We start from the raw sequence: 26,235 nt of genomic DNA, 5'->3' as shown, positions 1-26,235 counted from the left end.
GGACAACTACGAGGCACCGGTGCGTTATCCGGCACCGCATACGCCATCGACGCGATCGGCTAGTTGGCTGAGTTTTGCTAGCGCCATCCGCAACATCCTGATAGCGTTTCCGATCGCGATCACGTTCTGGAGTTGTTATCGGACACGGCCATCGGCATGATACATCTTTCCCGTTTTCCGTTTTGCCGAAGATCTTATCTTCTTTAACACTGGCAGGCGAGCTTCATTGAGTTATCGGATCGCGTCACCTCCGGTTCGTTGCTGATACCGCAGAAGAAAAACACCGATAAGATAGAGCTTATCCGCGGTAAATACGACCTGGTGTAGGGCACGCTGACCACTATGATGATGGCGCTCGAGGGGTTGTCGCTGGCCTGTAACAAGGGTATGCAGGAAGATAAAGAGGGATTATTCGACGCGCTGGATACCTAGCTTGACTGCTTGCACATGGGGCGGTGTTGGTGCTCGATGGCATTCAGCTGAATCGCCGTGCTGCCGTGAAGCGGCGCAGCAGGGCTACACTAACGCCATAGAACTGGCGGATTATCTGGTGGCGCGGAGTATTCCCTTTCGCAAGGCACACCATCTCTTCTGTGAGAGGTAGTGGAGGCATTCGCCAGGGCTGCCCTGGAGGCGCTGCTGTTTGAGCAATTGCAGGCTTTCAGTTAGATGATAGGTGATGATGTCTATCAGGTATTAGTGACGTCATGCCTGCCGCCGCATAAGGCGAAAGGCGACGTGGCGCCGGAACAGATCGCCAGGCTATCGCCGAGGCAAAACAACATCTGGCATGACGTGAACGGCTCTGGGCCCGGGGAGAAAATGTTCATCCCGCGGCGCTGCCGCCTTAGACATGGGGCGCGCGCCTACGCCCATTCTATAAACGCCGCTGATTCTTCACTGTCGCCAATATGTTTTGCTGCTGAAACACCTACGGCACCGTAGCGCGTCCCGTAACCGCGCGCAGGCTGACGGAGGTAGTGTCTTTCCCGAGTAAAATTTCCTCGCAGGGCATACCGCGTTCGACCAGCATCTGTTTGACCATCAAAACGGGCCACCGGGTTTTAAATAATGACATCGACGCCTGCACCTGACATCTCGGCGCCAGATGACATGGCATCGTATCGGTGTCGGACACTTTAAACGGATCGCCGGATTTGTCCGGCTCAATGAACATCATTTTCAACTACGCCGCTGCGCACCAGCATGGAGTAGTGCTAAGAACGGGGACCGAAGCCCAAGCTGCCTCCTACACCAATATGCCATACCGCGGGTGAATTCGCCGTTGCCGTCGGGAATGAGTCGAATGTGGTCCGCATGCTGGTCCGCATGCTGGTCCGCTTGCCAGGCATTCATAACAAGCGCTGTTAACGGAAAGGCGCAAACAGCCCCGACGCCAGCTCGTTATAATGCGGCAAATGGCTAGAAGAGCAAGTCGGCCAGCATGAAAACGATTATCGTCTTATGGTTGAAAGTTCATCGGTTGACACACTCATTCATTGATTGTCCTGGCGGGTATGGAATATGGCGTGCGGGATCCTTTTCGTTATTAACTGGATGGATGAAAAACGGCGGCTTGAGTCTACTGCAGGGATTATTATTAGTTTTAGCTATTGATAAGGCTAATCGTTGATTGATATTCTACATATCGACGCGGGCTATCGCGTCGACGGAGGACTTCATGAACATTCGCGATCTTGAGTATTTGGTGGCCTTGGCCGAGCATCGTCATTTCCGACGCGCCGCCGATTCCTGCCATGTTAGTCAGCCCACTCTCAGCGGACAGGTGCGCAAGCTGGAAGATGAATTGGGCGTGATGTTATTGGAACGAACCAGCCGTAAAGTGCTGTTTACCCAAGCTGGCATGCTGCTAGTGGATCAGGCGCGTACGGTACTACGGGAAATCAAAATTCTGCGCGAAATGGCCAGCCAGCAGGGGGAATCCATGTCTGGGCCGCTGCATATGGGTCTTATCCCCACGGTGGGGCCCTACCTACTGCCGCATATTGTTCCGACGCTGCACCAGACCTTTCCCAAGCTGGAAATGTATTTGCACGAGTCACAAACCAGTCAGCTGTTGCAGCAGCTTGACAGCGGCAAGTTGGATTGCGCTATTTTGGCGCGGATGAAAGAGTCGGAGGCGTTTATCGAGGTGTCGCTGTTCGATGAACCGATGCAGTTGGCTATCTATGCCGATCATTCCTGGGCTGATCGCGATCGGGTGCCGATGTCGGATCTCGCCGGCGAACGGCTGCTGATGCTGGAAGACGGCCACTGTCTGCGCGACCAGGCGATGGGTTTCTGCTTCCAGGCCGGCGCCGATGAAGATACTCATTTTCGCGCTACTAGTCTGGAAACCCTACGTAATATGGTGGCAGCGGGCAGCGGCATCACCCTGCTGCCCTCGCTGGCGGTACCCCGGGAACGCAAACGGGATGGCGTTTGCTATCTCAATTGCTATAAACCAGAGCCTAAACGCACTATCGTGCTAGTGTACCGCCCCGGCTCATCGCTGCGTGCACGTTATGAGAAACTGGCGGACTGTATCCGCAGCCATATGCAAGCCTACATGGGTGCTAGCTTAAAACAGGCGGTTTAACCTGTTAACGTTGCAACCCGGCAAGCTTCCGCTATAATGGGGTAATTGAAAGTCGTATTGACGCAATACTCGATGGTATTGCCTTCCCCTCCTGCTCCATGATGGCTTGGCCGATATGAATAATTTCGGCGGCGCGCTTGCCAAAACAGTGAATACCCAAAATCTGTTTCGTCTTGCGGTGGAATAACAGTTTTAGGCTACCAACGCTCATGCCGACGATTTGCGCCTGTGCCAGGTGTTTAAACTGCGCCCGTCCGACTTTCGATCAACTGAACGTTAGCTTGCCCTTTGATTATCACTTGTGCGGTGATACGGCCCTGATCGTAAGCCGCGGAGGCCAGGCTGGGATATCAACACATCGCCGACCGCATGGATATGGCTGGCGGCGGTTTGATACATGCTGTTGACTGTAATCAGGCCGCGGCTGTCCGCTTCCAGCCCGACATTATCTCACTGAAAGGGGCGGTATTGCCGGTGCGGCCGTTGGCGTAAAGCAGACAATCGGCTTCATGCGTTTACCAGAACGAAACGCACCTCAACTCCGTCATCGAGCCCTTTGATTTCTTGTTATGGCGGATGACCACGCCGTTTTCCCAAAAATGATAAGATAGGGCATCAGACATCTCCTGGTCAAGGAACGCCAGCAGTCGATCGTGGGTGTTATCAAATCTACCTTGACGTTCATACCGCGAAAATGGATGCGTACTCGCAGCCGATGATGCCGGCGCCGTAAATAAAACATGCTGTGGTTCGTGTTTTAAATCGAGGATAGAGTCGCTATCGTAAATACGTGCATGGTCAAAATCTGCATTCTGGAGATGGTAGGGGAGTGAGCCGCAGGCGATGACGATATTTTCCGCGCTTAGGTTTTCGGTGGTATTATCGCCATGATGGATCTGCACCCGGTGTTCATCGACGAAGCTGGCCTCGCCGGTGAATATCTGACAGTGATTGCGCTCGTAAAAGCCGTGGCGCATATGGGTTTGCTGCTTTATGACTTGATCGGCGTGGCGCAGAATATCAGCGAAATCGGTATGGGCAGGCGGGGATTGCCATGCGGCGGACTCTGGTTGACTTCAATAATCCGGCTGACCGCCTGGCGCAGCGCTTTGAAAGAATGGTGCCCCAATGGGTGCAACCTCCGCCGACGTTGTCATAGCGCCAATCACAGCGACGCGCGCGCCACGCTTAGTCGACCACAATGGCAGCGCCTTCGCCGCCCGGTCCGGAACCGACAATAATGGTATCGTAATCGTACTTTAGTTGCATAGCTGTCCCAACCTGCTGAATGCAAATTAACAACCTAATTGTTGTCTCAGTACCTGTATATCCAAATTGTCAATGTAGGTGGATGGGTCGTAACAACACAGATCGTTCTGTCAGACCCTGGTCGCTGAGGGTGGCAAGGCGTACAGGTCGTTAAAATACACAGTTTATATCAACGCTGTTGCAACAAATTTTGATATCGTTGTTCTTTGAAAATTATTGTGGATAGTTTGTATGGGCATCAGAGCGCAACAATGGGCATCAGAGCGCAACAAAAGCAGACGCGGTGTTCGCTCACGAGGCGGCATTCAGCCAGTTAGGCGCTGAACGCAGTTTTGCCAGTCTGAGCCTGCGTGAAGTTGCCCGCCAATCCAGTAACGCGCCCACCTCGTTTATCGCCATTTCCGCGATGTGGATGAATTGGGGCTACCATGGTGAACGAAATCGGCTTGATGTTGCGCCAATTGATGCGCCAGACGCGTCAGCGTATCGACGAGGGGTATGTGATCCGCACCTCGGTGGCCACATTTGTGGAATTTATCGGTAACAACCTCAATACCTTCTGCCCGCTGCTGCGCGAACGCTCCGGTACCTCAAGCACCTTTCGCGCCGCGGTGGCACGGGAAACAAGCACTTTATTGCCGAGCTCGCCGATTATTTGGAATGTGAAACTATATGCCGCGCAATTTTACCGAAGCGCAGGCGGAAGTGATGGTTATCATCGTCTTCGATGCCGGCGCCGAAGCGCTGAATGTCGATCTAGAGCAACGCAGCCAACTGGAAGAGCGGTTAGTACTGCAGTTGCGTATGATTTCCAAAGGAGCTTTATTGGTACCGTCCTTACCCAGAATAATGGCAGGTAACAAATGACCCAAAATTCCCTCGCAGAGAAAGGCACACTGCTGTTGGCGTGGAGTGCGGGCCTGTCCCTTAACGGCAGTTTCGCCGCGCTGTTTAGCGCCATCGTTCTGTTTTCCCTCTTTCCGCCGATCGCGCTGACGCTGGTGCTGTACCGCCTACATCAGCGTTATCAGCATTATGTAATGCCGCCTGGGCATCCATTATTGGTGGCGGCGAATTTTCTGCTTGGCCTGTTGGTGTACAGCGCCATTGTGTGCGCCGAATATCCCGCTATCGGCTCCAATTTTGTGCCGTCAATTCTGGTGGTAGCGCTGGTATTATGGATTGGCCGGAGGCTGAAAATGCTGCGCCGGACGCAAATGGACGAAGATGAAAATTACTGATGCCTGCATCAGTCCGGGCGAGGAATCGCTTGCCGCCATAGGTCCGACCGTCTTGTTTCTTAGACAGGAGGCGCCGGTCTGACGTCTTCGCGCCATCGACATGACCACCCTGGTATTGGTAATCTTACTCTGCTTGACGACGCACGAGGGGCGGCACACGGCCTTGTAGGAATATCCAGGCGTTGCCTCTAGTGTTAAGCTCCGGCGTGCCGTGCCGTCGGCGTCAACCCGCCGTCGCCTTACGTACCAGCAACACGCCGCATTCCATATGATGGGTGTAGGGAAATTGATCAAACAGCGCCAGCCGTTCAGTACGGTGCGTAGCGGCGAGCGTAGTGAGGTTGCGGCACAGGGAGTCGGAATTGCAGGAGATATATAGGATGCGCGGATAGGCTTGCACCATACTCACCGTCTTATCGTCCAACCCGCTGCGCGGCGGGTCGACAAAAATCGTTTCGCAGCGGTAGCTGCGCAAGTCAATCTCCTTCAAACGGGTGAATTCATGCTCCCACCGCATCGCCTTAGTAAATTCTTCCGCCGACATACGAATTATTTGTACGTTATCGATGTGGTTGGCGGCAATATTATACTGTGCCACCTTCACCGATGGTTTGGCGATTTCGGCGGCCAGCACTTTGCCAAAATGACGCGCCAGCGCCAGGGAAAAATTACCGTTGCCGCAGTAAAGCTCCAGTAAATCTCCCTGCGCATCTTCGGTAGCCGCCAACGCCCATTCCAGCATGTGAATATTGATATCGGCATTAGGCTGAGTAAAGCCATTCTCAATCTGTCGGTAGATAAGTGTGCGGCCGGCGACTGGAAGGCGCTCGTCGACATAATCGCGATCCAGGCAAATTTTAATCTTATTGGCGCGACCGATGAGCTGGATATGGTACCCGCGGGTGCGCAATGCGTCACGTAGATGCGCGGCGCCATCGCGCCAGGCATTGTCCAGCGGTCGGTGATAAATGAGCGTGACAACCGCTTCACCGCTCAGTGTCGTAAGATAGTTTATTTGAAACAGCTTAGCGCGCAGCACCGGCTCAGGGCGTATGGCCGTCATCATCTCGGTCATTAGCGTATTGATGAGAGCGCTGCCGGCCATGAAATGATCGATGCGGATCCGCGCTTTGGTCCGCTGATCGAACATGATGTGATAAAGATCGCCCTCATCATGCCAGATGCGGAACTCGGCTCGCATGCGATAATGCGCCGGTCGCGATCGAAAAATCTGCGCTTCGGGCGCCTGGAACGCTAGCATCATCTCCCGCAGACGGTTCGCTTTTTCCGTCAACTGGTGTTCATACTGGTCGAGAGGTAACGTCTGTGGTGTCATGGTCATTTCCTGCTAATTGGGCGGTACTGACCGCTTTTGCCAGTGATTGTGGGGATAAACCGTTAATGTCCAGTTTTGGCGTGTAAGCGTCCCAGCGCATTTGTTCCCTGGATACTTTTATCGCCGGAACAGTATGGGCAGGCTAAGCGCCATCTCTTCCAGGGTCCGCCGAAGGCGGCCAGTACCTGTAGGCAGATACGTTATGCCAATCGATTGGATACGAAGAGATGTCTAAAACAAAAAACAACCGTACTGGTGACGCTGTCCGTCCCGGCCTTTTCCAGCTAGGAACAAGATAATAATGCCGCTGCAGGCTGCTAGGCCAGGCGCTGCTTGTGACCGCCAACCGCTTCCACAGCCCGTATCCTCGGTACTGGCGCCGGATGGATATCGGCCAGAAGGCGGTCTTGGTCAGTGAAGTTCGCTTTTCATCCGTGGCTTCAATGTCAGTCATGTGCTAGTGTTAATCGACGGAATGCGGATGAATTAGACGGACATATCCGACGCCTCCTATCTTATCTTAGTCAAATCCCATACTACCCGAGAACAGGACGGTAGCACGCTTAGCGCCTGTATGGATATTCCATCAGCAATTTGGTGGGCACCACTGCCGTGTTGGCGGGCAATTATACCTATGGACGCAGAATACGCTGTGAACGATATGCTGGCCGACAACGCTTTGGCGATGTGAGGTACCGTATTGTCATTGAAGAATTTCTCGACGGGAAAGGCCAGCTTTATTGTTATGGTAGACGGTGAGCATATGCCGCTAATACCCATGGGTTCGATGTTCCAACTTGCCGGATAACTATGGCGATCCGGCCCAGCTCGATCGCGGTGGCTTTATGAGCAAACGTTGCGCGACGTATTGGGACATCGGTTCAACGAACAATTCCGCACTACGGTTTTAACAACCGTAGTGCCTACGGCGGCACCTACTCCTATAGCGACCCCATCATCTGGATGCGCTGCCGGACACCCGGCAGCTCTACAGCCGTACCTGGGATACCGGCCTGCGTTTACAATAAGGGATTTATGTTTATCAACTGTCTTTCAAATTATAACCACGTCAAAGACTATGCCACGCCGCAAATCGCACGGGGTATCGCTAGCACGGGGGTCGATTGACAGAAACAGACCACCTAGCCCGATACTGATTATCTCGGCGATGGCTACTGGCAATATGATACCGGATCATATGCCACGATTCGGCGATTATAGGGCATGGTCACTCTGGAATAGGCGGCGCGAGAGAATGATAATTCGCAGTTTCGTCGGCGGTTATCCGCCTCATGCTGCCCTATGACAGCTTATAACGCGCTAAATCTAGGCCAGAGCGTCTATTGCGGCAACGTACAGCCCGCTCCCGAGCAGAATAAACAGCGGAAGGGGGGATAGAAGGGTTTAACTGGCTCGCTGGAGTGGCGTTTATCGGCCTATCGCAATGATATTGACGATATGATCGCGTGAGATACCGGCAGCGAGACATGTTACAATATCTGTAAGGTACATTAAGGGGGTAGAATGGACGTCGTTTACCACAGGCGTGCTGGCCCACCGGATGACGCTGGAATACCTCATATATGCGATGCTAAGACCAACGAAATCTTGGCGCGGCGCGCCAAACAACAGGTTAAATATCAACTAGACTAGTTGGTGGTCAATGCCGACTGGTCGCTGAATTACCGTTAGCTTGACGGTTCGTGGTAGATTTGCCAATATATTCGATGAAAAGTATGATTATGGCCACCAAACTGCGGGACGGGAATTCTGTCTCATCGGGACTTATGCTTTCTGACGGCATCGCTGCTAAATGGCCCACCATTATTGTCTTTGACTCCGGCGTGGGGGGGCTATCGATTTATAATGAGGTCAGGCAACCCTTGCCGGACGCCCGTTATCTGTATGTATTTGACAATGAGGCGTTCCCTTACGGTGAGAAATCTGAACAGTTCATTGTTGATAGGATCGTCGCCATTGTTGGTGCGATGTGGCGGCTGCATAAGCTCGATATGGTTATTGTTGCCTGTAATACCGCCAGCACGATTTCACTGCCGGCGTTGCGCGAGCATTTTCCATGCCCTATCATCGGCGTAGTGCCGGCTATCAAACCAGCGGCCAGGCTTACCCGTAATGGCATCGTTGGACTACTGGCGACCCGCGCTACTGTACAGCATAGCTATACTCACAATCTGATCAATCAATTCGCCCCCAATTGCCAAATTTTGCAATTGGGGGCGGCCGAACTGGTAGATATGGCAGAAGCCAAACTGCACGGTGAAATGGTGCCACTGCCGGTGCTGCGTGAACTCTTTCGTCCTTGGTTGAGGGCGGTGGATCCCCCTGACACGGTTGTGCTTGGCTGCACTCATTTTCCCCTGCTAAGCCCAGAATTACAGTCGACACTGCCGGAAGGAACCCGCCTGGTCGATTCCGGCTCAGCTATTGCTCGTCGTGTCGCCTGGTTGGTGGAACATAATATCGATGTCAGCGGCCTACAAAGCGAAGCTGGACCGAACAGAGTTTATTGCCTTGCCGCCACGCCGCAAGCGATGGCGCTGATGCCCGTATTGACGCGCTATGGTTTCGGATCATTGGAAAAACTTACGCTCTAAACAGCAGGCCATGCTTAACCATCGACACTATTAAATAATAGGTCGTACTGCTTGGGGTCAGGACACAGCGTTAATCCGACCTATCTCATTGTGCTGCCCTCACCCTTGCGCGAACACGCCTTGGCTGCTGGCGTTGCATCTCTCTATGCTCTCTCTACTTCGTGATCTGCGATCGCGAAGCCAGCCTCACCCCGTGTACGCGCTAGAGGTGGGCGTCAGAGTTGACTAAAAATCAGAGGTGACTAAAAACAGGTTCCGGTGATAAATGGGTGGTGCACAAAGAGTACTTCATTTAATTTATCGCCATTCGGCGAAAATAGCGCTTGTCACCGGTCGTGAAGGTCCTATAATGCGCCTCCACTGACCGGGAGCAGTCGTTGCGACTTACCGGCTCAGCCAGAGGCAAGCGGTCCACGAAGGTTAAATAAAAGCTTGACTCTGCAGCGGAAAAGCGTAGTATACGCCACTTGTACCGGTAGAGGAATTACCCTCCCGGACACGCTCTTTAACAATTTATCAGACAATCTGTGTGGGCACTCATAAGACAGTATCGATACACGAAATATCAAGTCTTGAAGAGTGAACAACGAATATTCATAGGAATACCAGTTTTAATTCTTTGAGCATCAAGCTTTTAATTGAAGAGTTTGATCATGGCTCAGATTGAACGCTGGCGGCAGGCCTAACACATGCAAGTCGAGCGGCAACGGAAAGAAGCTTGCTTCTTTGCCGGCGAGCGGCGGACGGGTGAGTAATGTCTGGGGATCTGCCCGATGGAGGGGGATAACTGCTGGAAACGGTAGCTAATACCACATAACGTCGCAAGACCAAAGTGGGGGACCTTCTGGCCTCACACCATCGGATGAACCCAGATGGGATTAGCTAGTAGGTGGGGTAATGGCTCACCTAGGCGACGATCCCTAGCTGGTCTGAGAGGATGACCAGCCACACTGGAACTGAGACACGGTCCAGACTCCTACGGGAGGCAGCAGTGGGGAATATTGCACAATGGGGGAAACCCTGATGCAGTCATGCCGCGTGTGTGAAGAAGGCCTTCGGGTTGTAAAGCACTTTCAGCGGGAAGGAAGGCGATGGCGTTAATAGCGCCATCTGTTGACGTTACCCGAAGAAGAAGCACCGGCTAACTCCGTGCCAGCAGCCGCGGTAATACGGAGGGTGCAAGCGTTAATCGGAATTACTGGGCGTAAAGCGTACGCAGGCGGTCTATTAAGTCAGATGTGAAATCCCCGGGCTCAACCTGGGAACTGCATTTGAAACTGGTAGGCTAGAGTCTCGTAGAGGGGGGTAGAATTCCAGGTGTAGCGGTGAAATGCGTAGAGATCTGGAGGAATACCAGTGGCGAAGGCGGCCCCCTGGACGAAGACTGACGCTCAGGTACGAAAGCGTGGGGAGCAAACAGGATTAGATACCCTGGTAGTCCACGCCGTAAACGATGTCGATTTGAAGGTTGCGGCCTTGAGCCGTGGCTTTCGGAGCTAACGCGTTAAATCGACCGCCTGGGGAGTACGGCCGCAAGGTTAAAACTCAAATGAATTGACGGGGGCCCGCACAAGCGGTGGAGCATGTGGTTTAATTCGATGCAACGCGAAGAACCTTACCTACTCTTGACATCCAGAGAACTAGGCAGAGATGCCTAGGTGCCTTCGGGAGCTCTGAGACAGGTGCTGCATGGCTGTCGTCAGTTCGTGTTGTGAAATGTTGGGTTAAGTCCCGCAACGAGCGCAACCCTTATCCTTTGTTACCAGCGATTCGGTCGGGAACTCAAGGGAGACTGCCGGTGATAAACCGGAGGAAGGTGGGGATGACGTCAAGTCATCATGGCCCTTACGAGTAGGGCTACACACGTGCTACAATGGCGCATACAAAGAGAAGCGATCTTGCGAGAGTCAGCGGACCTCATAAAGTGCGTCGTAGTCCGGATTGGAGTCTGCAACTCGACTCCATGAAGTCGGAATCGCTAGTAATCGTGGATCAGAACGCCACGGTGAATACGTTCCCGGGCCTTGTACACACCGCCCGTCACACCATGGGAGTGGGTTGCAAAAGAAGTAGGTAGCTTAACCTTCGGGAGGGCGCTTACCACTTTGTGATTCATAACTGGGGTGAAGTCGTAACAAGGTAACCGTAGGGGAACCTGCGGTTGGATCACCTCCTTACCTAAACGATACGTTAAGTGACGTGCCCACACAGATTGTCTGATAACTACCACGAGCAAGAAACCTCCTATAGGCTTGTAGCTCAGGTGGTTAGAGCGCACCCCTGATAAGGGTGAGGTCGGTGGTTCAAGTCCACTCAGGCCTACCAGTTACACTTATCCCGATGAATGAGACCGCAGCGTGTTGTTGTCAGGCAAACGTGTCAGGCTGTGTTCAGCATGCGGTGAAAAGAAGATTGGCTGTCGCCCTGTTTATTGACTGTGGTGAACGAAGCATTACCTGGCATGCAGGTAGACCAGGCATATGCAAGATGAACGACTTGGGGCTATAGCTCAATTGGGAGAGCGCCTGCTTTGCACGCAGGAGGTCAGCGGTTCGATCCCGCTTAGCTCCACCATTCATGGAATGTATTTGTGGGATGAGCGATTTTTCTGTCGTTGATTTGTTTCAGAGCGCGTTTGATAAACGCGCTCTGAAATATCGTGCTCTTTAACAATCCGGAATAAGCTGAAAATTTGAAACACATGCTGAAGTGCAAGCTCAGCATGTGAGTCTCTCAAACGAAGTAAGCAAACCTGAGATAACGCTTAACGTTATCACTGTCGTGCGATAGGCGCTGTCGTTTCAGCCCGGTCCTCACAGACTGTGCCGAGTCTCGCCTGTATGGTGAGACTCAAGCGAGACGACGCAAGTGACTGAAAGCCCGGAAGTCGTGGCAGACCGTCGAACCAAATGCAGACAGCTCAGGGTTGTGAGGTTAAGTAACTAAGCGTATACGGTGGATGCCTAGGCAGTCAAAGGCGATGAAGGACGCGTTAATCTGCGAAAAGCGCCGGTGAGCTGATATGAAGCGTTATCAGCCGGCGATGTCCGAATGGGGAAACCCGATGCAATTCGTTGCATCATCGTCAGGTGAATCCATAGCCTGACGAAGCGAACCAGGGGAACTGAAACATCTCAGTACCCTGAGGAAAAGAAATCAACCGAGATTCCCCCAGTAGCGGCGAGCGAATGGGGAACAGCCCAGAGCCATCATCAGCTTGCGCATCAGGAGAACGGTCTGGAAAGTCCGGCGACAGAGGGTGATAGCCCCGTATCCGAAGGTGCGCTTGTTGTGAGCTCAATGAGTAGGGCGGGACACGTGATATCCTGTCTGAAGATGGGGGGACCATCCTCCAAGGCTAAATACTCCTGACTGACCGATAGTGAACCAGTACCGTGAGGGAAAGGTGAAAAGAACCCCGGCAAGGGGAGTGAAATAGAACCTGAAACCGTGTACGTACAAGCAGTGGGAGCATCCTTCGGGGTGTGACTGCGTACCTTTTGTATAATGGGTCAGCGACTTATATTCTGTAGCAAGGTTAACCATATAGGGGAGCCGTAGGGAAACCGAGTCTTAACTGGGCGTTTAGTTGCAGGATATAGACCCGAAACCCGGTGATCTAGCCATTGGCAGGTTGAAGGTTGGGTAGTACTAACTGGAGGACCGAACCGACTAATGTTGAAAAATTAGCGGATGACTGGTGGCTGGGGGTGAAAGGCCAATCAAACCGGGAGATAGCTGGTTCTCCCCGAAAGCTATTTAGGTAGCGCCTCGTGAAGTCATCTACGGGGGTAGAGCACTGTTTCGGCTAGGGGTCCATCCCGGATTACCAATCCGATGCAAACTGCGAATACCGTAGAATGTTATCACGGGAGACACACGGCGGGTGCTAACGTCCGTCGTGAAGAGGGAAACAACCCAGACCGCCAGCTAAGGTCCCAAAGTCATGGTTAAGTGGGAAACGATGTGGGAAGGCCCAGACAGCCAGGATGTTGGCTTAGAAGCAGCCATCATTTAAAGAAAGCGTAATAGCTCACTGGTCGAGTCGGCCTGCGCGGAAGATGTAACGGGGCTAAACCATACACCGAAGCTGCGGCAGCGACACGTATGTGTTGTTGGGTAGGGGAGCGTTCTGTAAGCCTGTGAAGGTGACCTGTGAGGGCTGCTGGAGGTATCAGAAGTGCGAATGCTGACATAAGTAACGATAAAGCGGGTGAAAAGCCCGCTCGCCGGAAGACCAAGGGTTCCTGTTCAACGTTAATCGGAGCAGGGTGAGTCGACCCCTAAGGCGAGGCCGAAAGGCGTAGTCGATGGGAAACAGGTTAATATTCCTGTACTGGGTGTGACTGCGAAGGGGGGACGGAGAAAGCTAGGTTCGCCGGGGGACGGTTGTCCCGGTTCAAGCGTGAAGGTGGAATGAGCAGGCAAATCCGCTCATTCTTAACATTGAGGCGTGATGACGAGCCACTACGGTGGTGAAGGAATTGATGCTACGCTTCCAGGAAAAGCCTCTAAGCTCCAGGTCACATCGAATCGTACCCCAAACCGACACAGGTGGTCAGGTAGAGAATACCAAGGCGCTTGAGAGAACTCGGGTGAAGGAACTAGGCAAAATGGTGCCGTAACTTCGGGAGAAGGCACGCTGGTGTGTAGGTGGAGGGCCTTGCGCCCCGAGCTGAAGCCAGTCGCAGATACCAGCTGGCTGCAACTGTTTATTAAAAACACAGCACTGTGCAAACACGAAAGTGGACGTATACGGTGTGACGCCTGCCCGGTGCCGGAAGGTTAATTGATGGGGTTATCGCTTGCGAGAAGCTCTTGATCGAAGCCCCGGTAAACGGCGGCCGTAACTATAACGGTCCTAAGGTAGCGAAATTCCTTGTCGGGTAAGTTCCGACCTGCACGAATGGCGTAATGATGGCCAGGCTGTCTCCACCCGAGACTCAGTGAAATTGAACTCGCCGTGAAGATGCGGTGTACCCGCGGCAAGACGGAAAGACCCCGTGAACCTTTACTATAGCTTGACACAGAACATTGAGCCTTGATGTGTAGGATAGGTGGGAGGCTTTGAAGTGCGGACGCCAGTCTGCATGGAGCCAATCTTGAAATACCACCCTTTAATGTTTGATGTTCTCACTCAGGCCCGTCATCCGGACCGAGGACAGTGTCTGGTAGGTAGTTTGACTGGGGCGGTCTCCTCCCAAAGAGTAACGGAGGAGCACGAAGGTTAGCTAATCACGGTCGGACATCGTGAGGTTAGTGTAAAGGCATAAGCTAGCTTGACTGTGAGAGTGACAGCTCGAGCAGGTGCGAAAGCAGGTCTTAGTGATCCGGTGGTTCTGCATGGAAGGGCCATCGCTCAACGAATAAAAGGTACTCCGGGGATAACAGGCTGATACCGCCCAAGAGTTCATATCGACGGCGGTGTTTGGCACCTCGATGTCGGCTCATCACATCCTGGGGCTGAAGTAGGTCCCAAGGGTATGGCTGTTCGCCATTTAAAGTGGTACGCGAGCTGGGTTTAGAACGTCGTGAGACAGTTCGGTCCCTATCTGCCGTGGGCGCTGGAAGATTGAGAGGGGCTGCTCCTAGTACGAGAGGACCGGAGTGGACGCACCACTGGTGTTCGGGTTGTCATGCCAATGGTATTGCCCGGTAACTACGTGCGGAAGAGATAACCGCTGAAAGCATCTAAGCGGGAAACTTGCCTCAAGATGAGTCTTCCCTGAGGTCTAGAGCCTCCTGAAGGGACGTTAAAGACGATGACGTTGATAGGTCGGGTGTGTAAGCGCTGCGAGGCGTTGAGCTAACCGATACTAATGACCCGTGAGACTTAACCTTACAACACCTGAGCTGTTTGAGAGCGAGCCACAAAAGTGCAGGTAATACCACCAACACCTGCAGCAAATGCAGGCAAAATGTGGTCGCTCATGTGCTAAGAGACAAGACACGAGACACCATCAGTGATGTTCCGGATAACGCCCGATGATCACGTAAGTGAGGGTTGGGTAGCCAGAGCCCGGAGCCCTCCGTACGGCGAAAGCGGTGCAGACAACGAATTTGCCTGGCGACACTAGCGCGGTGGTCCCACCTGACCCCATGCCGAACTCAGAAGTGAAACGCCGTAGCGCCGATGGTAGTGTGGGGTTTTCCCCATGCGAGAGTAGGAAACTGCCAGGTATCCATTTTAAAAAGGTTGTGCTGGTTAATATCGGGCCACAAACAGTGTCGACAGGAGCATAAGCACCCAGAATATCAACGGGCGTCTCACCCCCTTTCATGCTAATCTGGTGCGTGTCATGTTCGATGGTGCGGTAGTTCAGTCGGTTAGAATACCGGCCTGTCACGCCGGGGGTCGCGGGTTCGAGTCCCGTCCGCACCGCCACTTTCATTTAGGGGCGTAGTTCAACTGGTAGAGCACCGGTCTCCAAAACCGGGTGTTGGGAGTTCGAGTCTCTCCGCAGTGAGAGAAAGCCAGCCTAGCTAATTTCAGGCTGTTAGATCTTAAGTTGCTACATCCATCGGTGGTCGCTACGAAATAGCTCAAGTCGTTTTTGCAAAATGAACCAGAGGAGCGGTTTCGGGTACTAGCGCAACATAACGCTCTGTGGCGTCTTTGAATTGAGGCCGGCAATCTCCGCAAGGACACCCTCATGGAGGTATAGCGCCGCTGACCAAAAAGCTGTCCAGGCCTGCCGCGGTAATAATGCAGCTCGCCTGGTTCACCCTGGATATCTACCGATCAGGGTAGATAGTAAATTTCATTGGCAGTGGCGTGCACGGACTAATTCCCGCTCAAGATCATAACATCTACCATCGTAAAACAAGCGATTGACCAACACTTCGACCGAGCTAGCGGTGAGGCCACTAGCGAGCGCTGGTGCGAGGCCAGCAGTGCTGTAGAGCATAGATTAATCGATCCAAACGAACTTACTGCTGTTGGTGATGGGCACTACGCTGAATCCGTCGTTCGAGTGGTAAATAAGATGATGCCGTGGCAATTATGTGTATGATTATTGCCCCAGAATCATCAGATCAGGTTTACCCGATTATCATCCAGTACAGGGTGCCAGTACTGGATGATAATCGGGGTCGGGTTTGGTACCAGCCGCACCGGTGAAGACAAACAGCGTAAAGCAAACAGTAACACCCTTTGAATCCCACTCTCTATCGTAGTAGCATTTTACCGGGCGCAATAATTGCCGACTCTCTCAGACTTCATAGTCGGCGTTGCTAAAGCGAAATACGTTAAGCGTCCCTGGTAGAATGCGCTGAATGTGGCAGCCAGCGCTCAAGGCCGTTTCGCTTCCCTGCGGGTCGTGCTGAATATCGTGGTCGTTTTGAATTTTCTGTGGGTTAATTCTTCAAAGAAGCAGAAGTCGCCCTCAGCAAGACTAAGGGTGGCCTGACCTAATTGCATGCTAAACTGATAGAGCACTTCGGCCCTGTAACCACCGGTAAAATGTGTCGCCAGATGGCGCAGTAGTTGCTTATTATGCGGCAATCCAATGAGATAAGCGCTACAGCTTGCAAAGCGAAAACTTTGCATCAGCGTTTTTCGGCTGGAAAACAGGCGGTTATTGCGCAGCATTTCGCCATTACCGCTGTAGCAATGCGCCAACAGACTAATATCTTCATTATGTTACCATGAAGATAAAGATTAAAGCGGTTATCCACCATCTCTCTCGATTGCAGCGCGTTGCCGACTGCTTGACTTTTAAACTCTCACGATAAACAAGTTTGGCAGTAATGAATACTATGGCGCAGTACTTGGTAGCGGCATGCCTCATTCACGGCAAATTAGCCAGGCAGTGTCAGTGTCGTCGTTGCCGCAGCAGGCGGTCTCGCCAAGGTAGAGGCACTTCTGGATATACTGCGTAGGGCAAGATCAATATGTCGTGGCTCTGCATTGAATTTGCCGAGTCGAGAGCTTATAAAAGCGTAGGATAGTTAGGTGTCTGTGGACTAAAACAGAATCAACCCAAACACCGCCACAGGCGCAAAACTCAGTTGAATAGGCGGTAACCGTGCCAAGAAAAACATATGCCGTCAGGTATGTCGCCGGCCAGCCAGTCGAGCGTATCTTTCCGCCTCTTGCCTCTGGCCACTTAGAGCAGGTGCTGCCGGCAGGAGAACCTTTACCAGGCTCACGTATTTTGCGAGTAATGGTATGGAATATCTATAAACAGCAGTGTGCTAATTGGTTGTCAGTGCTCCAAGGGTTTGGTAAAGATGCTCAATTGCTTCTGTTGCAGGAAGCGCAGACAACACCTGAGCTAGTTCGATTCGCTACCTCGCATTATTTGGCGGCTGACCAGGTTCCCGCACTTATTTTTCTGCAGCATCCGTCAGGGGTTATGACCCTTTCCGCCGCGCATCCGGTCTATTGCTGTCCGCTGCGCGAGCGCGAGCCGCTGTTGCGGTTAGCCAAGTCAGCTCTGGTCACCATGTATCCAATCTATAACGGGCAACTGCTCATGGTGGTCAATATCCACGCGGTAAATTTCAGCCTGGGCATTGATGTGTATAGTAAACAGCTCGACCCCATTGGTGAACAGATCCGCAATCATAGCGGCCCGGTTATCATGGCGGGGGATTTCAATGCCTGGAGCCGCCAGCGCATGTTGGCACTCTACCAATTCGCGGAACGGATGGGGCTGGGCGAGGTGCGATTTGTCGACGATCAGCGCAAACGGGCGTTTGGCCGGCCGCTGGATTTCGTCTTTTACCGCGATATGAACGTCTGTGAAGCCTCGGTGTTAGTAACCGAGGCTTCTGACCATAACCCTTTGCTGGTCGAATTCGAGCCCGTTCCGCGGTACGAGCGGGCGCCAGCGGAGCCAATTATCAGCATTGGAGGATAAACTACGCTATAGTGGAACATAAAGGTAGACGTTTTGGCATCTGCTTTTCGTTGACTCTGACATCAGCCCATTTGGACACAACCTATCATCGCCCAACACCGCCGCGGGCAAGAGTACAGCCAGTGATAGATCAAGAGTCTGTGAACTTGCCGTTGCAAATAGGAACAGCCTAAGTTCCAGCTGCAGGTTGTCGGCATTGTCCAAAGCACTGTTCCAGCACATGACGTCATTGATATCGATACCGTGACGGCGGGCGACATTCGCTAGAGAACTCCCTTTGCGCACTTGATGGGAGGCGCTGTTGTGCAGCGAGCTGCTGCCGACTGTCAGCGTTTAACCCAGTTTCCGCTATGCATGTTATTTCATTTTTGCAAGTCAGTAGTTTTGACATTCAACCGCTTGGCGATTCCGGATAAGCTATCGCCGGCACGAACCTTATAGTTGCCGTTGCCGCTGCCGGAGTTGTTATCCGCCAACTGCGTGGACTGCACTGCCGCAATATTACCTTCCGCCAGCGAGGTGCGCAGCTGCGAAGCATGCGCCTTGGGTAGCATGATATAATGCGGCCCGTTTGGCGCCGTCACGTTGCGCTTATAGCCGGTATTAAAGCTTTTCAGTTTGCTCAGCGATAGGCCGGACATTTCCGCCGCTTGCGTTAAACCCATTTGCTGGCCGACTTCCACCTGTGCCAATGCGCGTTGTGCATTCGATTTAGGTAGCGTAATGCCAAACTGTTTGCTATTCTTAATGAGGTTGCTGAGCGCAAGCATTTTCGGAACATAGATGGTAGTTTCACGCGGCAGCGCCAGAGACCAAAAGTCAGTGGCGCTGCCTTTGGCTTTATTACGCTTGATGGCCTGCATAACACGACCTTCACCGCTATTATAGGCAGCAATAGCCAATAACCAGTCGCCGTCGAACATACGATTAAGCCGCTGCATCATATCCAGCGCGACGGTAGTGGACGCCACCACATCACGACGGCCGTCATACCATTGGTTCTGTTTCAGGCCATAATTCTTGCCTGTCTGGGGAGCTATCTGCCAAAGGCCAGCTGCGTTTGAGGTAGATGTTGCCTCCGGGTCAAAAGCGCTCTCCACGATCGGTAGCAGTACTAGCTCCATTGGCATCTTACGTTGCTTAATTTGTTCGACTATCCAGTACATGTACGGCTCTGCTCGTAATGTTATATCGTGGAGATATCTCGTATGTTTCAAATAACGCTCTTGTTGCTCACGAACCCTGGCGTTATCCGGTATCTGCATCTTCAACTCGTCGCCAATAAAGTTCCACAAATCGCCTTGCGGCAGGCTGTTATTGATATCTTGCCATCTTGCGGTACCCGCTAGATCATCTGTGTACTTTCCCGCTTCACCTTGACTTGCCGAAGAAATACTCTGTGCACGCTGTTCGGAGGGGGGGGTGTCCTGCCTGGACGTCTGACACGCCACTAGCAAGACCGAGGCGAATAAGATCGCGCGAGTCTTCATCTGTATGTCAATAGTCGCTTAAAAGATGAGCAATAATACTTTGAAGGCTGAAACATTACAACCAAACCGTCAGAAATGATCCTTCTGCCGAGTAATTGAGCGTTTAATTTGTTTGTAAGTCAATATGACGGAACATAAAAATATTAATTTGACGCTCCAAATGTAGCATTGTGGCAAGCTAGGTTGGTTTTTAGATGTAACTCTTTAATTTTACGTTGATAACCTGTGATCAGGCGATCTTGAAACAAGGTGGCGACGAAGTCAAAATTACTTGAAGTATACTCAAGAGCGGAGCAGATCATGGTATCGGTGAAAGATGATTAACTTTTGAAAAGAGGCGTATATTTGCTTAGGCGTGCCCTCGAAAAGCCGACCGTAACCCGCGGGAAAACCCCATGTCGCCGCTAAAAGCCAGGAGGTGCTAATCCGATATGTCTGAGTGTATGACTGGGCAATGCTATCATCCTAAAGGTATGACCTAGTAAGGTCAGTGTATTACCTTTGCTAACAATCTGGGCCGTGCCCTTTTCTCAAGGCTATAGACTGGCACCAAGAAATACTGTAGCGGCTCAGCGACACCGGCCACATGGTCATGATGATGGGTCAATAAAATAGCGACAATGGCTAAGTGGCGGTCGGCAAGCGCCTGTAACACCGACGCCGCCTCGCCATGGACCGCCAGGCATACCAGGCATTGGCTGCCATCATTGTGTAAAAGCCAAATGTAATTATCCGCCAGTGCGGAAATGCTGATAATATTCATTGTTGACCTCGTTATTTCTTTATGGCCCTTAGAAGATAGACCAACATGAAATCAGCGCAAAGTAACAAAACTATTGTGGCGCCTACTTCATGGGACGATATTCCCTGCGGGGCTTACTATCGCCAGGCGTTGGAGCAGGATTTGAAAGCGTGGTGGCCTAAGCTGTTCGGGTTTCATTTACTCAAAGTCGGCGCGTTGAGTGCGGATCTAGATACTGATGATTGTGCGATTTCCCATCAGGTCAACGTGGGACTTGAGGGAGAAGGTTTACACGTTATCGCCGATCCTTACCAACTGCCGTTCGCCAATAAGTCGGTAGACGCTTGCTTACTGGCCCATACTTTATCCTATACTGTCGATCCGCACCGGCTGCTGCGGGAGGTCGATCGGGTCCTCATTGATGACGGCTGGCTCGTCATCTCGACGTTCAACCCTGTGAGCATGCTGGGGCTTGGCAAGATCTGCCCGATCCTTTTTCGCCGCCAGCCGTACAGAAGCCGAATGTATACGCAGATGCGGCTGTTGGATTTGTTGGAGGTGGTTAATTTCGAAGTATTGCATCGCGCTCATCTGCAGATGTTGCCATGGCGACGACGACAAGTGGGGCGGCCACTCAGTACCCATTTCCTCGCAATGGGTTGCCTGAGCCTGATAGTCGCGCGCAAGCGCACGTTTCCCCTCCGCTTGACGCCACTGAAAAATAAAGCGTCCACGCGGGGTTTGCGTTGGCCGGTAAATGCCATCGCTCACAGCTGCCGGTAGCGGCTTTCCTGGAAAGAGGGGTGAGACCGCTTTAATCCGCCAGGCCACAATCCGTTTGCGTTTCTACCCAATAGCCGATGTCCTCCAAAGCCGGATGGCCGGCGGCGGTGTGCGCCAGTTCATCGCAGCGTTCGTTTTCCGGATGGCCTGCATGGCCCTTCACCCAATCCCAGAGCAGGATATGGGGCTGAATGGCTGCGTCCAGCCGCTGCCATAAATCGACGTTTTTCACCGATTTCTTCTCTGCGGTTTTCCAGCCGCGCTTTTTCCAGTTATGAATCCAATGGGTAATTCCTTGACGGACATACTGGCTATCAGTACTGAGCACGACCTCGCAGGCGTTCGTCAGCGCTTCCAGCGCCACGATGGCCGCCATCAACTCCATACGGTTGTTAGTGGTCAGGCGATAACCGGCGCTGAAGGTTTTTTCATGCTGTTTATAGCGCAATATTGCACCATAGCCTCCGGGGCCGGGATTACCCAGGCACGAACCGTCGGTGAAGATTTCAACCTGTTTGCGCATCTCTGGTAAACTTGCACCATGTTAAAAGCCCAAGTCTGACATAAACGAGCATTATGAGCACCAACATTACGCGACAGATTATTCTGGATACTGAAACCACCGGTATGAACAAGTTGGGTATCCACTACGAGGGACACCGAATTATCGAAATTGGTGCAGTAGAGGTCATTAATCGCCGCCTGACCGGTCGGCGTTTCCACGTCTATCTGAAACCGGACTGTCTAGTAGACCCTGAGGCGTTCAATGTCCACGGTATTAGTGACGAATTTCTGGCGGATAAACCGACGTTTGCCGACGTGGCGAATGAATTTTTACAATTCATTCGCGGCGGTGAATTAGTCATTCATAACGCCCCCTTCGATATCGGATTTATGGACCATGAGTTTGCGATGATTAATCACGGTATCGCTAAAATCGACACCTTTTGCAAGGTAACGGACAGCCTGCTGCTGGCGCGTAAAATGTTCCCCGGGAAGCGTAATAATCTGGACGCGTTGTGCGACCGCTATCTGATCGATAACAGTAAGCGTACGCTGCACAACGCTTTGCTCGACGCCAAAATCCTGGCGGACGTTTTCTTGTTGATGACCGGCGGCCAGACCGCCATGTGTTTTGCGATGGAAGGGGAGCAAGAGCAGCGCGAAGTAGGCGACACCGTGCAAATTCAGCGGGTGCAGCGCACCAAAACGTCGCTGAAGATCGTTTACGCCAGCGATGAGGAAGTCCTAGCCCATGAGCAGCGGTTGGATCTGGTGCAGAAAAAGGGCGGCAGCTGTCTGTGGCGTGAAACAGCTCTGCACAAAGCGAATAAAACCGTTCCGTGAGGCTAAAATGAACGCAGTGTACTGCTATCAGTAAACAATTTTGTCGCGCATGAAAGGCACTGACGTTACTCAGCTGTACTATTCGCCTCGCTTTCCAGACAAAGCACAGGTGCGGTGTGGTAATGTCGATTAGAATACCGGCCTGTCACGCCGGGAAGCGCGGGTTCGAATCTCATTCGAACCGTCAACCATTTATACTGTCTTCGTCCTTGTCCCTGTCTCTACCTCATTTGTCTCGATAGTCTTAATCGCGCAGCGCAAACGCAAACCGTGACGTAATGGGCAATCGTACTGTTGTTACGTGGCCATTGCTCACTCTGAGTTTTGCGCAGCAGATGGCAGCAGCGACGTGATATAATGGCATGAGCGGCGGGAGTACCGGTCATCGTTAAGGCGCTGGCAGCGCTGAATTTACCGCTTCTGTGCGCAATTTTCCGACACAAAAAGAATTAACCCCGCAGGACCAAACTAAAACATCGGCTCACAAAAAAGAACTGACAATGAGTGACACGACCGAAAAAAGTTTCGCTTTCAACGCCAATTATCCACGCGATCTTATCGGTTATGCTGGAAAGCCCCGTATGCCGGCTGGCCTTGGCAAGTTCGTATCGTAGTGCAATTTGGAATTATGAAGAAGGGGCCGAAAGGCATGTTCTGCATGGGGACTCGTGTTCAAAACAGTTCCTTTTCTATCGTGGCGCCGCCAGTTATCCGGAAAGACACATGTCGATGGATCCGCTCTATGAATACAGCTCCCTGGCCAGTTTTGGTGAATCCGCCAGGAGTTCAGCCACCGCGATCTGTCGTTGGCCGTCCTATAGCCATGGTGCTGACGCACAACCCGGCAGCGATGGAGGCCATCAAAACGGCTAATTATGATGTAGTTAGTCACGGTGGGCGCTAGCTGCATTATCCGGGGTTGATGTCAAAACTGAACGGAACTTGTACTGCCGGAAATGTTTACCGCCGGTTTTGCCATGGAAGCGGCCGTCAATGCCCTGCCAGAAACGCGTGTAGTAGCATGGCTGTACAATGGGCGCGGCGCACAGGCCGATGGTAGGCGCTATGGTATAAGGCGGCTGTGCGGTCATTACGACCCAAGCCGACACGGTGAAATCGTTTCTTACTGGTGCAGCTCGACGACGTGACGTACCGCTATAATAAATGTTCAGAATTGCCGATGGGCACCGTCATTATCATGTCGGCCATGAACGGGTAGAGGTGGCGCGCCACTGGCGGTAGAACGCCGGCAACGTCTACCAGTAGCCGGCCCCTGGCGAAGCATATCGGCGAGAGCCAGCTCACAGGATATTGACCGCAAAGGTTGGGTATTGATGAATTTTGTGCGCCTCTCAGGGGTGGCGGCGACACACAATAGCTTTTTCCATCCGGTCATATGATAAGTCTTGCCGAAGGAGGTCATGCGCCAGCATGCTCTGTGATGGCCGCCGTAGACTTCATCGCTCAATACGACTATGCAACGTATTAAATTAAGGACAACCAATCGAGTACGATTGCTCAATATTTCGCCGAACTGCGCCAGTCAACGCGGAACGCTGGGGTTACAGCGCGATGCGGCGCATGTCGGCCTTTGTGTCAGGGCATATTAGCGCCCTGGCTGACGTGCCAGGCCAGCCAGGATTTCAAATACTCGGGACCGTCAAAATTGGGAAAACCCTGAGGAAGGTTAATCGCCTGATGGCGTTGCGCTAGCGCGCATCTATGTAAAGGTGGTAGTGCCTAGGACGGAGAATTACTTTGCGGGATAAGCGGGGTACTCATGGCTAATATGATTCCCGATAGCCGAATTTTGTGCCAGTATAACATGCTGGCGATAATAGATAATCAAGACGTGTAGACGGCTAAATGTCCGTAACGATTTTGGTTAAAATTATTATTGAATATAGTCAATAAATATATTCAGTAACAATCCCCACCGAAAGCCTTCATAAAGCCTTCATGATGAAGGTCATTTCGGCAATATGGCGGATATGATTGTGATGAAAAGACATTGTTGCCGGTGGCCAGCGGGCTGCTGCTAGCTTCGGGTACCGCCCAGATAAAAACGAAAATCTACTATTTGAATCCCAATCATACTTCGCTGCTGTTCTCGTGGAATCACCCCACCGCCAACTTTGGCAATTTGACCATTACCATTCGGTGATATTGGATATAGTTTTGAATAAACAGGATTGAATAAACAGGGCGGACATCCGACGGCCAAAAGCCGCTGTGGGTTTCGCGTTCAGAATTTAAAATGGGGCAGTTCGTGCCAAACATCAGCGATGACATCACCATCAGAATTTCGATGGAGGTGCTAATCAAATAATATCGCGCCGCTCCTGCCGCCCCTCCTCCTTAGTGACGCGCGGCTTTTGCCTAAACTACGGTGCACGCTCCAGCGATCGTTCGGGCGTTGGCAGGCACGAAAACGGTGGGGTGGCCCTAATTAGCGCGTTAAGTGATAAATGGGGCGGGACTCCTATCTGTTTTCATCGCCCCATGCGCCATGACCATGCCCTCCCTGTACCATTATGTGGTACAATTACAAATAGACTTATTGTCTGCCTCTTTTATGAGATAGCGCAAAACTACCGCCTGAACGGCGCTTCTCGCAATAGGGGAATTCCGGTAAACTGCGGGCGGAAAATTCATCCATTTGCCAGCCTTGAGTGAGGGACGACCCCCATGCATCAGGATTTGATCTGTAAGGAGCTTAACGAAGCCCTGCAAACTCTGCAAAATTTCCTTAGCGATGAGCGCCATATCCAGTCTATTGAAGATGCGGCCAAATTGATTGCCGATACTTTTAAGGCCGGCGGCAAAGTGTTTTCCTGTGGCAACGGCGGTTCCCACTGCGACGCAATGCATTTTGCCGAAGAATTAACCGGCCGCTATCGCGAAAACCGCCCGGGCTATCCTGCTGTCGCCATTTCAGATCCCAGCTATCTCTCCTGCGTGAGCAACGATTTTGGTTATGAGCAGGTCTTTTCCCGTTATGTTGAAACGATGGGTAATCGGGGCGATGTCTTGGTCGGTATTTCCACTTCTGGCAACTCGGTGAATATTATCCGCGCCATTGACTCCGCGCGCGCCAAATGGATGCGGGTTGTCGTCATGACCGGCAAGGAGGGTGGTAAAATAGCTGGCAGCGCGGATGTAGAAATCCGTGTCCCCCATTTCGGTTATGCCGATCGGATCCAGGAAATCCATATCAAGGTCATTCATATCCTAATACTGCTCATCGAGAAAGAAATGGCGACGCGGGGTAAGCCAATCCGGTAGGGAATCGACAGAAGAGGAGCATGGGTGAATTATTCGGCAATGAGCACTAATGTACCAACAGATATTTGTTTCAGTATTTTCGGCCCTGGTATAGCGCAGCTGCTGGACCGGACTGCACAAGGACTGCATAGGAGGCACCTTGAGGGATTGGGCTGCCATACGTTCAAGACCGTTGCCCAGCATTAATTCGTTCATCGCCCGTTTAGTGCACGATTATCCTATCAAATCCTGCACAGTGGTCTCCCGTATTCGCCAGGCTAATCGCGGTAGGGTGACGCTTGTCGACGGCTGCTACGTTATGGGGCATTGTTCAAGTAATCTCTATTGGATAACCCGGCGCACCCTGTTCGGCAAAGCCACTTTGCTCGATCAGGATATGGAAATCGATTTCCACCCGGTAGATGACTTGGTAACGAAACCTGGCAGCGGGTAGCGCCGGAATGGATATTATTCCGAAGAATTTATAATTGTTCGAATAGTAGTGGCGCTGCATATTTCTGCAAAACGGAAAATATTAATTTTTACCTGCGCCTGGCCATTGATCAACGCATTTTCCACATAGCTCAAGTGGCGATCACCGTGAATCATCAGCTTAGCGCCCGAATAACCATGTACCCGATCGTAATCATTGGGGGAATTTGATATTAATAGCGCAATAACTGTT

General features: G+C 52.1%; 14 protein-coding genes, 3 tRNA genes, 3 rRNA genes and 8 pseudogenes. 19 read left to right on the top strand and 9 right to left on the bottom strand.

From position 1 onward, the window contains the following. Nucleotides 1–12 precede the first annotated feature (12 nt). Nucleotides 13–762 (top strand): annotated as a pseudogene (locus GPOALKHO_RS05090) (lyase family protein); the annotation flags it as partial. A 104-nt stretch (nt 763–866) separates the two neighbouring features. Here the strand turns inward: GPOALKHO_RS05090 and GPOALKHO_RS05085 are convergent. After that, a pseudogene (locus GPOALKHO_RS05085) lies at nt 867–1,559 on the bottom strand (redoxin family protein). 122 nt (nt 1,560–1,681) lie between these two features. Here GPOALKHO_RS05085 and oxyR point away from each other — a divergent pair. Beyond that, a complete protein-coding gene (gene oxyR, locus GPOALKHO_RS05080) occupies nt 1,682–2,599 on the top strand; it encodes a DNA-binding transcriptional regulator OxyR (RefSeq protein ID WP_406703290.1) in 918 nt (305 codons plus the stop codon). 31 nt (nt 2,600–2,630) lie between these two features. Here the strand turns inward: oxyR and GPOALKHO_RS05075 are convergent, their stop codons facing one another. Both GPOALKHO_RS05075 and GPOALKHO_RS05070 read right to left on the bottom strand, forming a co-directional pair. After that, nucleotides 2,631–2,810 carry a hypothetical protein gene (locus GPOALKHO_RS05075; RefSeq protein WP_406703288.1) on the bottom strand — a complete coding sequence of 60 codons (180 nt, stop codon included), beginning with the start codon at nt 2,808–2,810 and terminating at the stop codon, nt 2,631–2,633. Nucleotides 2,811–3,114: 304 nt separating this feature from the next. After that, on the bottom strand, nt 3,115–3,576 hold the full coding sequence (locus tag GPOALKHO_RS05070; protein ID WP_406703286.1) for an FAD-dependent oxidoreductase: 462 nt from the start codon (nt 3,574–3,576) through the stop codon (nt 3,115–3,117). Between the two features lie 543 nt (nt 3,577–4,119). Between GPOALKHO_RS05070 and fabR the strand changes: the two are divergent. Together fabR and GPOALKHO_RS05060 are read left to right on the top strand one after the other, a co-directional pair. After that, nucleotides 4,120–4,718, top strand: a pseudogene (gene fabR / locus GPOALKHO_RS05065) (HTH-type transcriptional repressor FabR). A 13-nt stretch (nt 4,719–4,731) separates the two neighbouring features. Beyond that, the gene (locus GPOALKHO_RS05060) at nt 4,732–5,109 is read left to right on the top strand and encodes a YijD family membrane protein (RefSeq protein ID WP_406703285.1); all 378 of its coding nucleotides are present in this window, start codon (nt 4,732–4,734) and stop codon (nt 5,107–5,109) included. 223 nt (nt 5,110–5,332) lie between these two features. Here the strand turns inward: GPOALKHO_RS05060 and trmA are convergent, their stop codons facing one another. After that, the gene (gene trmA, locus GPOALKHO_RS05055) at nt 5,333–6,445 is read right to left on the bottom strand and encodes a tRNA (uridine(54)-C5)-methyltransferase TrmA (protein ID WP_406703284.1); all 1,113 of its coding nucleotides are present in this window, start codon (nt 6,443–6,445) and stop codon (nt 5,333–5,335) included. A 400-nt stretch (nt 6,446–6,845) separates the two neighbouring features. Here trmA and GPOALKHO_RS05050 point away from each other — a divergent pair. The 8 genes and pseudogenes from GPOALKHO_RS05050 to GPOALKHO_RS05015 form a co-directional block, all read left to right on the top strand. Then, nucleotides 6,846–6,932: pseudogene (locus tag GPOALKHO_RS05050) on the top strand (TonB-dependent receptor plug domain-containing protein); the annotation flags it as partial. A gap of 1,255 nt (nt 6,933–8,187) precedes the next feature. Next, nucleotides 8,188–9,060: a glutamate racemase gene (gene murI, locus GPOALKHO_RS05045; RefSeq protein WP_406703283.1), complete on the top strand. Its 873-nt coding sequence runs from the start codon at nt 8,188–8,190 to the stop codon at nt 9,058–9,060. Between the two features lie 635 nt (nt 9,061–9,695). Further along, nucleotides 9,696–11,237, top strand: a 16S ribosomal RNA gene (locus tag GPOALKHO_RS05040). Between the two features lie 71 nt (nt 11,238–11,308). Continuing rightward, nucleotides 11,309–11,385, top strand: a tRNA-Ile gene (locus tag GPOALKHO_RS05035). A 173-nt stretch (nt 11,386–11,558) separates the two neighbouring features. Then, nucleotides 11,559–11,634 (top strand) — tRNA-Ala (locus GPOALKHO_RS05030). A gap of 358 nt (nt 11,635–11,992) precedes the next feature. After that, nucleotides 11,993–14,901: ribosomal RNA gene (locus GPOALKHO_RS05025) — 23S ribosomal RNA — on the top strand. 222 nt (nt 14,902–15,123) lie between these two features. Then, nucleotides 15,124–15,240: ribosomal RNA gene (rrf, locus tag GPOALKHO_RS05020) — 5S ribosomal RNA — on the top strand. Together the 16S, 23S and 5S rRNA genes with 3 tRNA genes alongside form the textbook arrangement of a ribosomal RNA operon. 128 nt (nt 15,241–15,368) lie before the next feature. Then, a tRNA-Asp gene (locus tag GPOALKHO_RS05015) sits at nt 15,369–15,445 on the top strand. A 906-nt stretch (nt 15,446–16,351) separates the two neighbouring features. On the opposite strand, the gene GPOALKHO_RS05010 is transcribed toward GPOALKHO_RS05015, so the two are convergent. After that, on the bottom strand, nt 16,352–16,681 hold the full coding sequence (locus tag GPOALKHO_RS05010) for a hypothetical protein (protein ID WP_406703282.1): 330 nt from the start codon (nt 16,679–16,681) through the stop codon (nt 16,352–16,354). Between the two features lie 406 nt (nt 16,682–17,087). On the opposite strand from GPOALKHO_RS05010, the gene GPOALKHO_RS05005 reads away from it, so the two are divergent. Beyond that, nucleotides 17,088–17,924, top strand: a complete 837-nt coding sequence (locus tag GPOALKHO_RS05005; RefSeq protein WP_406703280.1) for an endonuclease/exonuclease/phosphatase family protein — start codon at nt 17,088–17,090, stop codon at nt 17,922–17,924. Between the two features lie 141 nt (nt 17,925–18,065). On the opposite strand, the pseudogene mltD reads toward GPOALKHO_RS05005, so the two are convergent. Further along, nucleotides 18,066–19,414 (bottom strand): annotated as a pseudogene (mltD, locus tag GPOALKHO_RS05000) (murein transglycosylase D); the annotation flags it as partial. Nucleotides 19,415–19,901: 487 nt separating this feature from the next. Then, on the bottom strand, nt 19,902–20,177 hold the full coding sequence (locus GPOALKHO_RS04995) for a hypothetical protein (RefSeq protein WP_406703278.1): 276 nt from the start codon (nt 20,175–20,177) through the stop codon (nt 19,902–19,904). A gap of 45 nt (nt 20,178–20,222) precedes the next feature. Here GPOALKHO_RS04995 and GPOALKHO_RS04990 point away from each other — a divergent pair, with 45 nt between their 5' ends. After that, complete coding sequence (locus GPOALKHO_RS04990) at nt 20,223–20,939, top strand: class I SAM-dependent methyltransferase (protein ID WP_406703277.1); 717 nt, start codon at nt 20,223–20,225, stop codon at nt 20,937–20,939. A gap of 31 nt (nt 20,940–20,970) precedes the next feature. Here GPOALKHO_RS04990 and rnhA read toward each other — a convergent pair whose 3' ends face one another. Continuing rightward, on the bottom strand, nt 20,971–21,462 hold the full coding sequence (gene rnhA, locus GPOALKHO_RS04985) for a ribonuclease HI (RefSeq protein ID WP_406703275.1): 492 nt from the start codon (nt 21,460–21,462) through the stop codon (nt 20,971–20,973). A 53-nt stretch (nt 21,463–21,515) separates the two neighbouring features. On the opposite strand from rnhA, the gene dnaQ reads away from it, so the two are divergent. Both dnaQ and GPOALKHO_RS04975 read left to right on the top strand, forming a co-directional pair. Continuing rightward, nucleotides 21,516–22,286 carry a DNA polymerase III subunit epsilon gene (gene dnaQ / locus GPOALKHO_RS04980; RefSeq protein WP_406703274.1) on the top strand — a complete coding sequence of 257 codons (771 nt, stop codon included), beginning with the start codon at nt 21,516–21,518 and terminating at the stop codon, nt 22,284–22,286. A 500-nt stretch (nt 22,287–22,786) separates the two neighbouring features. Next, nucleotides 22,787–23,187 (top strand): annotated as a pseudogene (locus tag GPOALKHO_RS04975) (allantoinase); the annotation flags it as partial. 325 nt (nt 23,188–23,512) lie between these two features. On the opposite strand, the pseudogene GPOALKHO_RS04970 reads toward GPOALKHO_RS04975, so the two are convergent. Then, nucleotides 23,513–24,068: pseudogene (locus GPOALKHO_RS04970) on the bottom strand (hypothetical protein); the annotation flags it as partial. A gap of 238 nt (nt 24,069–24,306) precedes the next feature. Between GPOALKHO_RS04970 and GPOALKHO_RS04965 the strand changes: the two are divergent. From GPOALKHO_RS04965 to GPOALKHO_RS04955, 3 genes and pseudogenes are all read left to right on the top strand, one after another. Continuing rightward, on the top strand, nt 24,307–24,450 hold the full coding sequence (locus GPOALKHO_RS04965; protein ID WP_406703272.1) for a hypothetical protein: 144 nt from the start codon (nt 24,307–24,309) through the stop codon (nt 24,448–24,450). Nucleotides 24,451–24,974: 524 nt separating this feature from the next. Continuing rightward, nucleotides 24,975–25,571 carry a D-sedoheptulose 7-phosphate isomerase gene (gene lpcA, locus GPOALKHO_RS04960; protein ID WP_406703271.1) on the top strand — a complete coding sequence of 199 codons (597 nt, stop codon included), beginning with the start codon at nt 24,975–24,977 and terminating at the stop codon, nt 25,569–25,571. A 39-nt stretch (nt 25,572–25,610) separates the two neighbouring features. Next, nucleotides 25,611–26,024, top strand: a pseudogene (locus tag GPOALKHO_RS04955) (class II glutamine amidotransferase); the annotation flags it as partial. Between the last annotated feature and the right edge of the window lie 211 nt (nt 26,025–26,235).

This window comes from Sodalis sp. (in: enterobacteria), assembly GCF_036327475.1.
Lineage (GTDB): Bacteria > Pseudomonadota > Gammaproteobacteria > Enterobacterales > Enterobacteriaceae.
The sequence above is the reverse complement of the archived record's forward strand: the minus strand, read 5'-3'. Positions and strand labels throughout refer to the sequence as shown.

Bases quoted from the DNA above. Each gene is read 5' to 3' on its own strand.
- GPOALKHO_RS04990 (WP_406703277.1), top strand. From the start codon at position 20,223: ATGAAATCAGCGCAAAGTAACAAAACTATTGTGGCGCCTACTTCATGG.
- rnhA (WP_406703275.1), bottom strand. From the start codon at position 21,462: ATGCGCAAACAGGTTGAAATCTTCACCGACGGTTCGTGCCTGGGTAAT.
- lpcA (WP_406703271.1), top strand. From the start codon at position 24,975: ATGCATCAGGATTTGATCTGTAAGGAGCTTAACGAAGCCCTGCAAACT.
- GPOALKHO_RS05070 (WP_406703286.1), bottom strand. From the start codon at position 3,576: ATGCGCCACGGCTTTTACGAGCGCAATCACTGTCAGATATTCACCGGC.
- dnaQ (WP_406703274.1), top strand. From the start codon at position 21,516: ATGAGCACCAACATTACGCGACAGATTATTCTGGATACTGAAACCACC.
- GPOALKHO_RS05060 (WP_406703285.1), top strand. From the start codon at position 4,732: ATGACCCAAAATTCCCTCGCAGAGAAAGGCACACTGCTGTTGGCGTGG.
- GPOALKHO_RS05075 (WP_406703288.1), bottom strand. From the start codon at position 2,810: ATGAGCGTTGGTAGCCTAAAACTGTTATTCCACCGCAAGACGAAACAG.
- oxyR (WP_406703290.1), top strand. From the start codon at position 1,682: ATGAACATTCGCGATCTTGAGTATTTGGTGGCCTTGGCCGAGCATCGT.
- GPOALKHO_RS04995 (WP_406703278.1), bottom strand. From the start codon at position 20,177: ATGAATATTATCAGCATTTCCGCACTGGCGGATAATTACATTTGGCTT.
- murI (WP_406703283.1), top strand. From the start codon at position 8,188: ATGGCCACCAAACTGCGGGACGGGAATTCTGTCTCATCGGGACTTATG.
- trmA (WP_406703284.1), bottom strand. From the start codon at position 6,445: ATGACACCACAGACGTTACCTCTCGACCAGTATGAACACCAGTTGACG.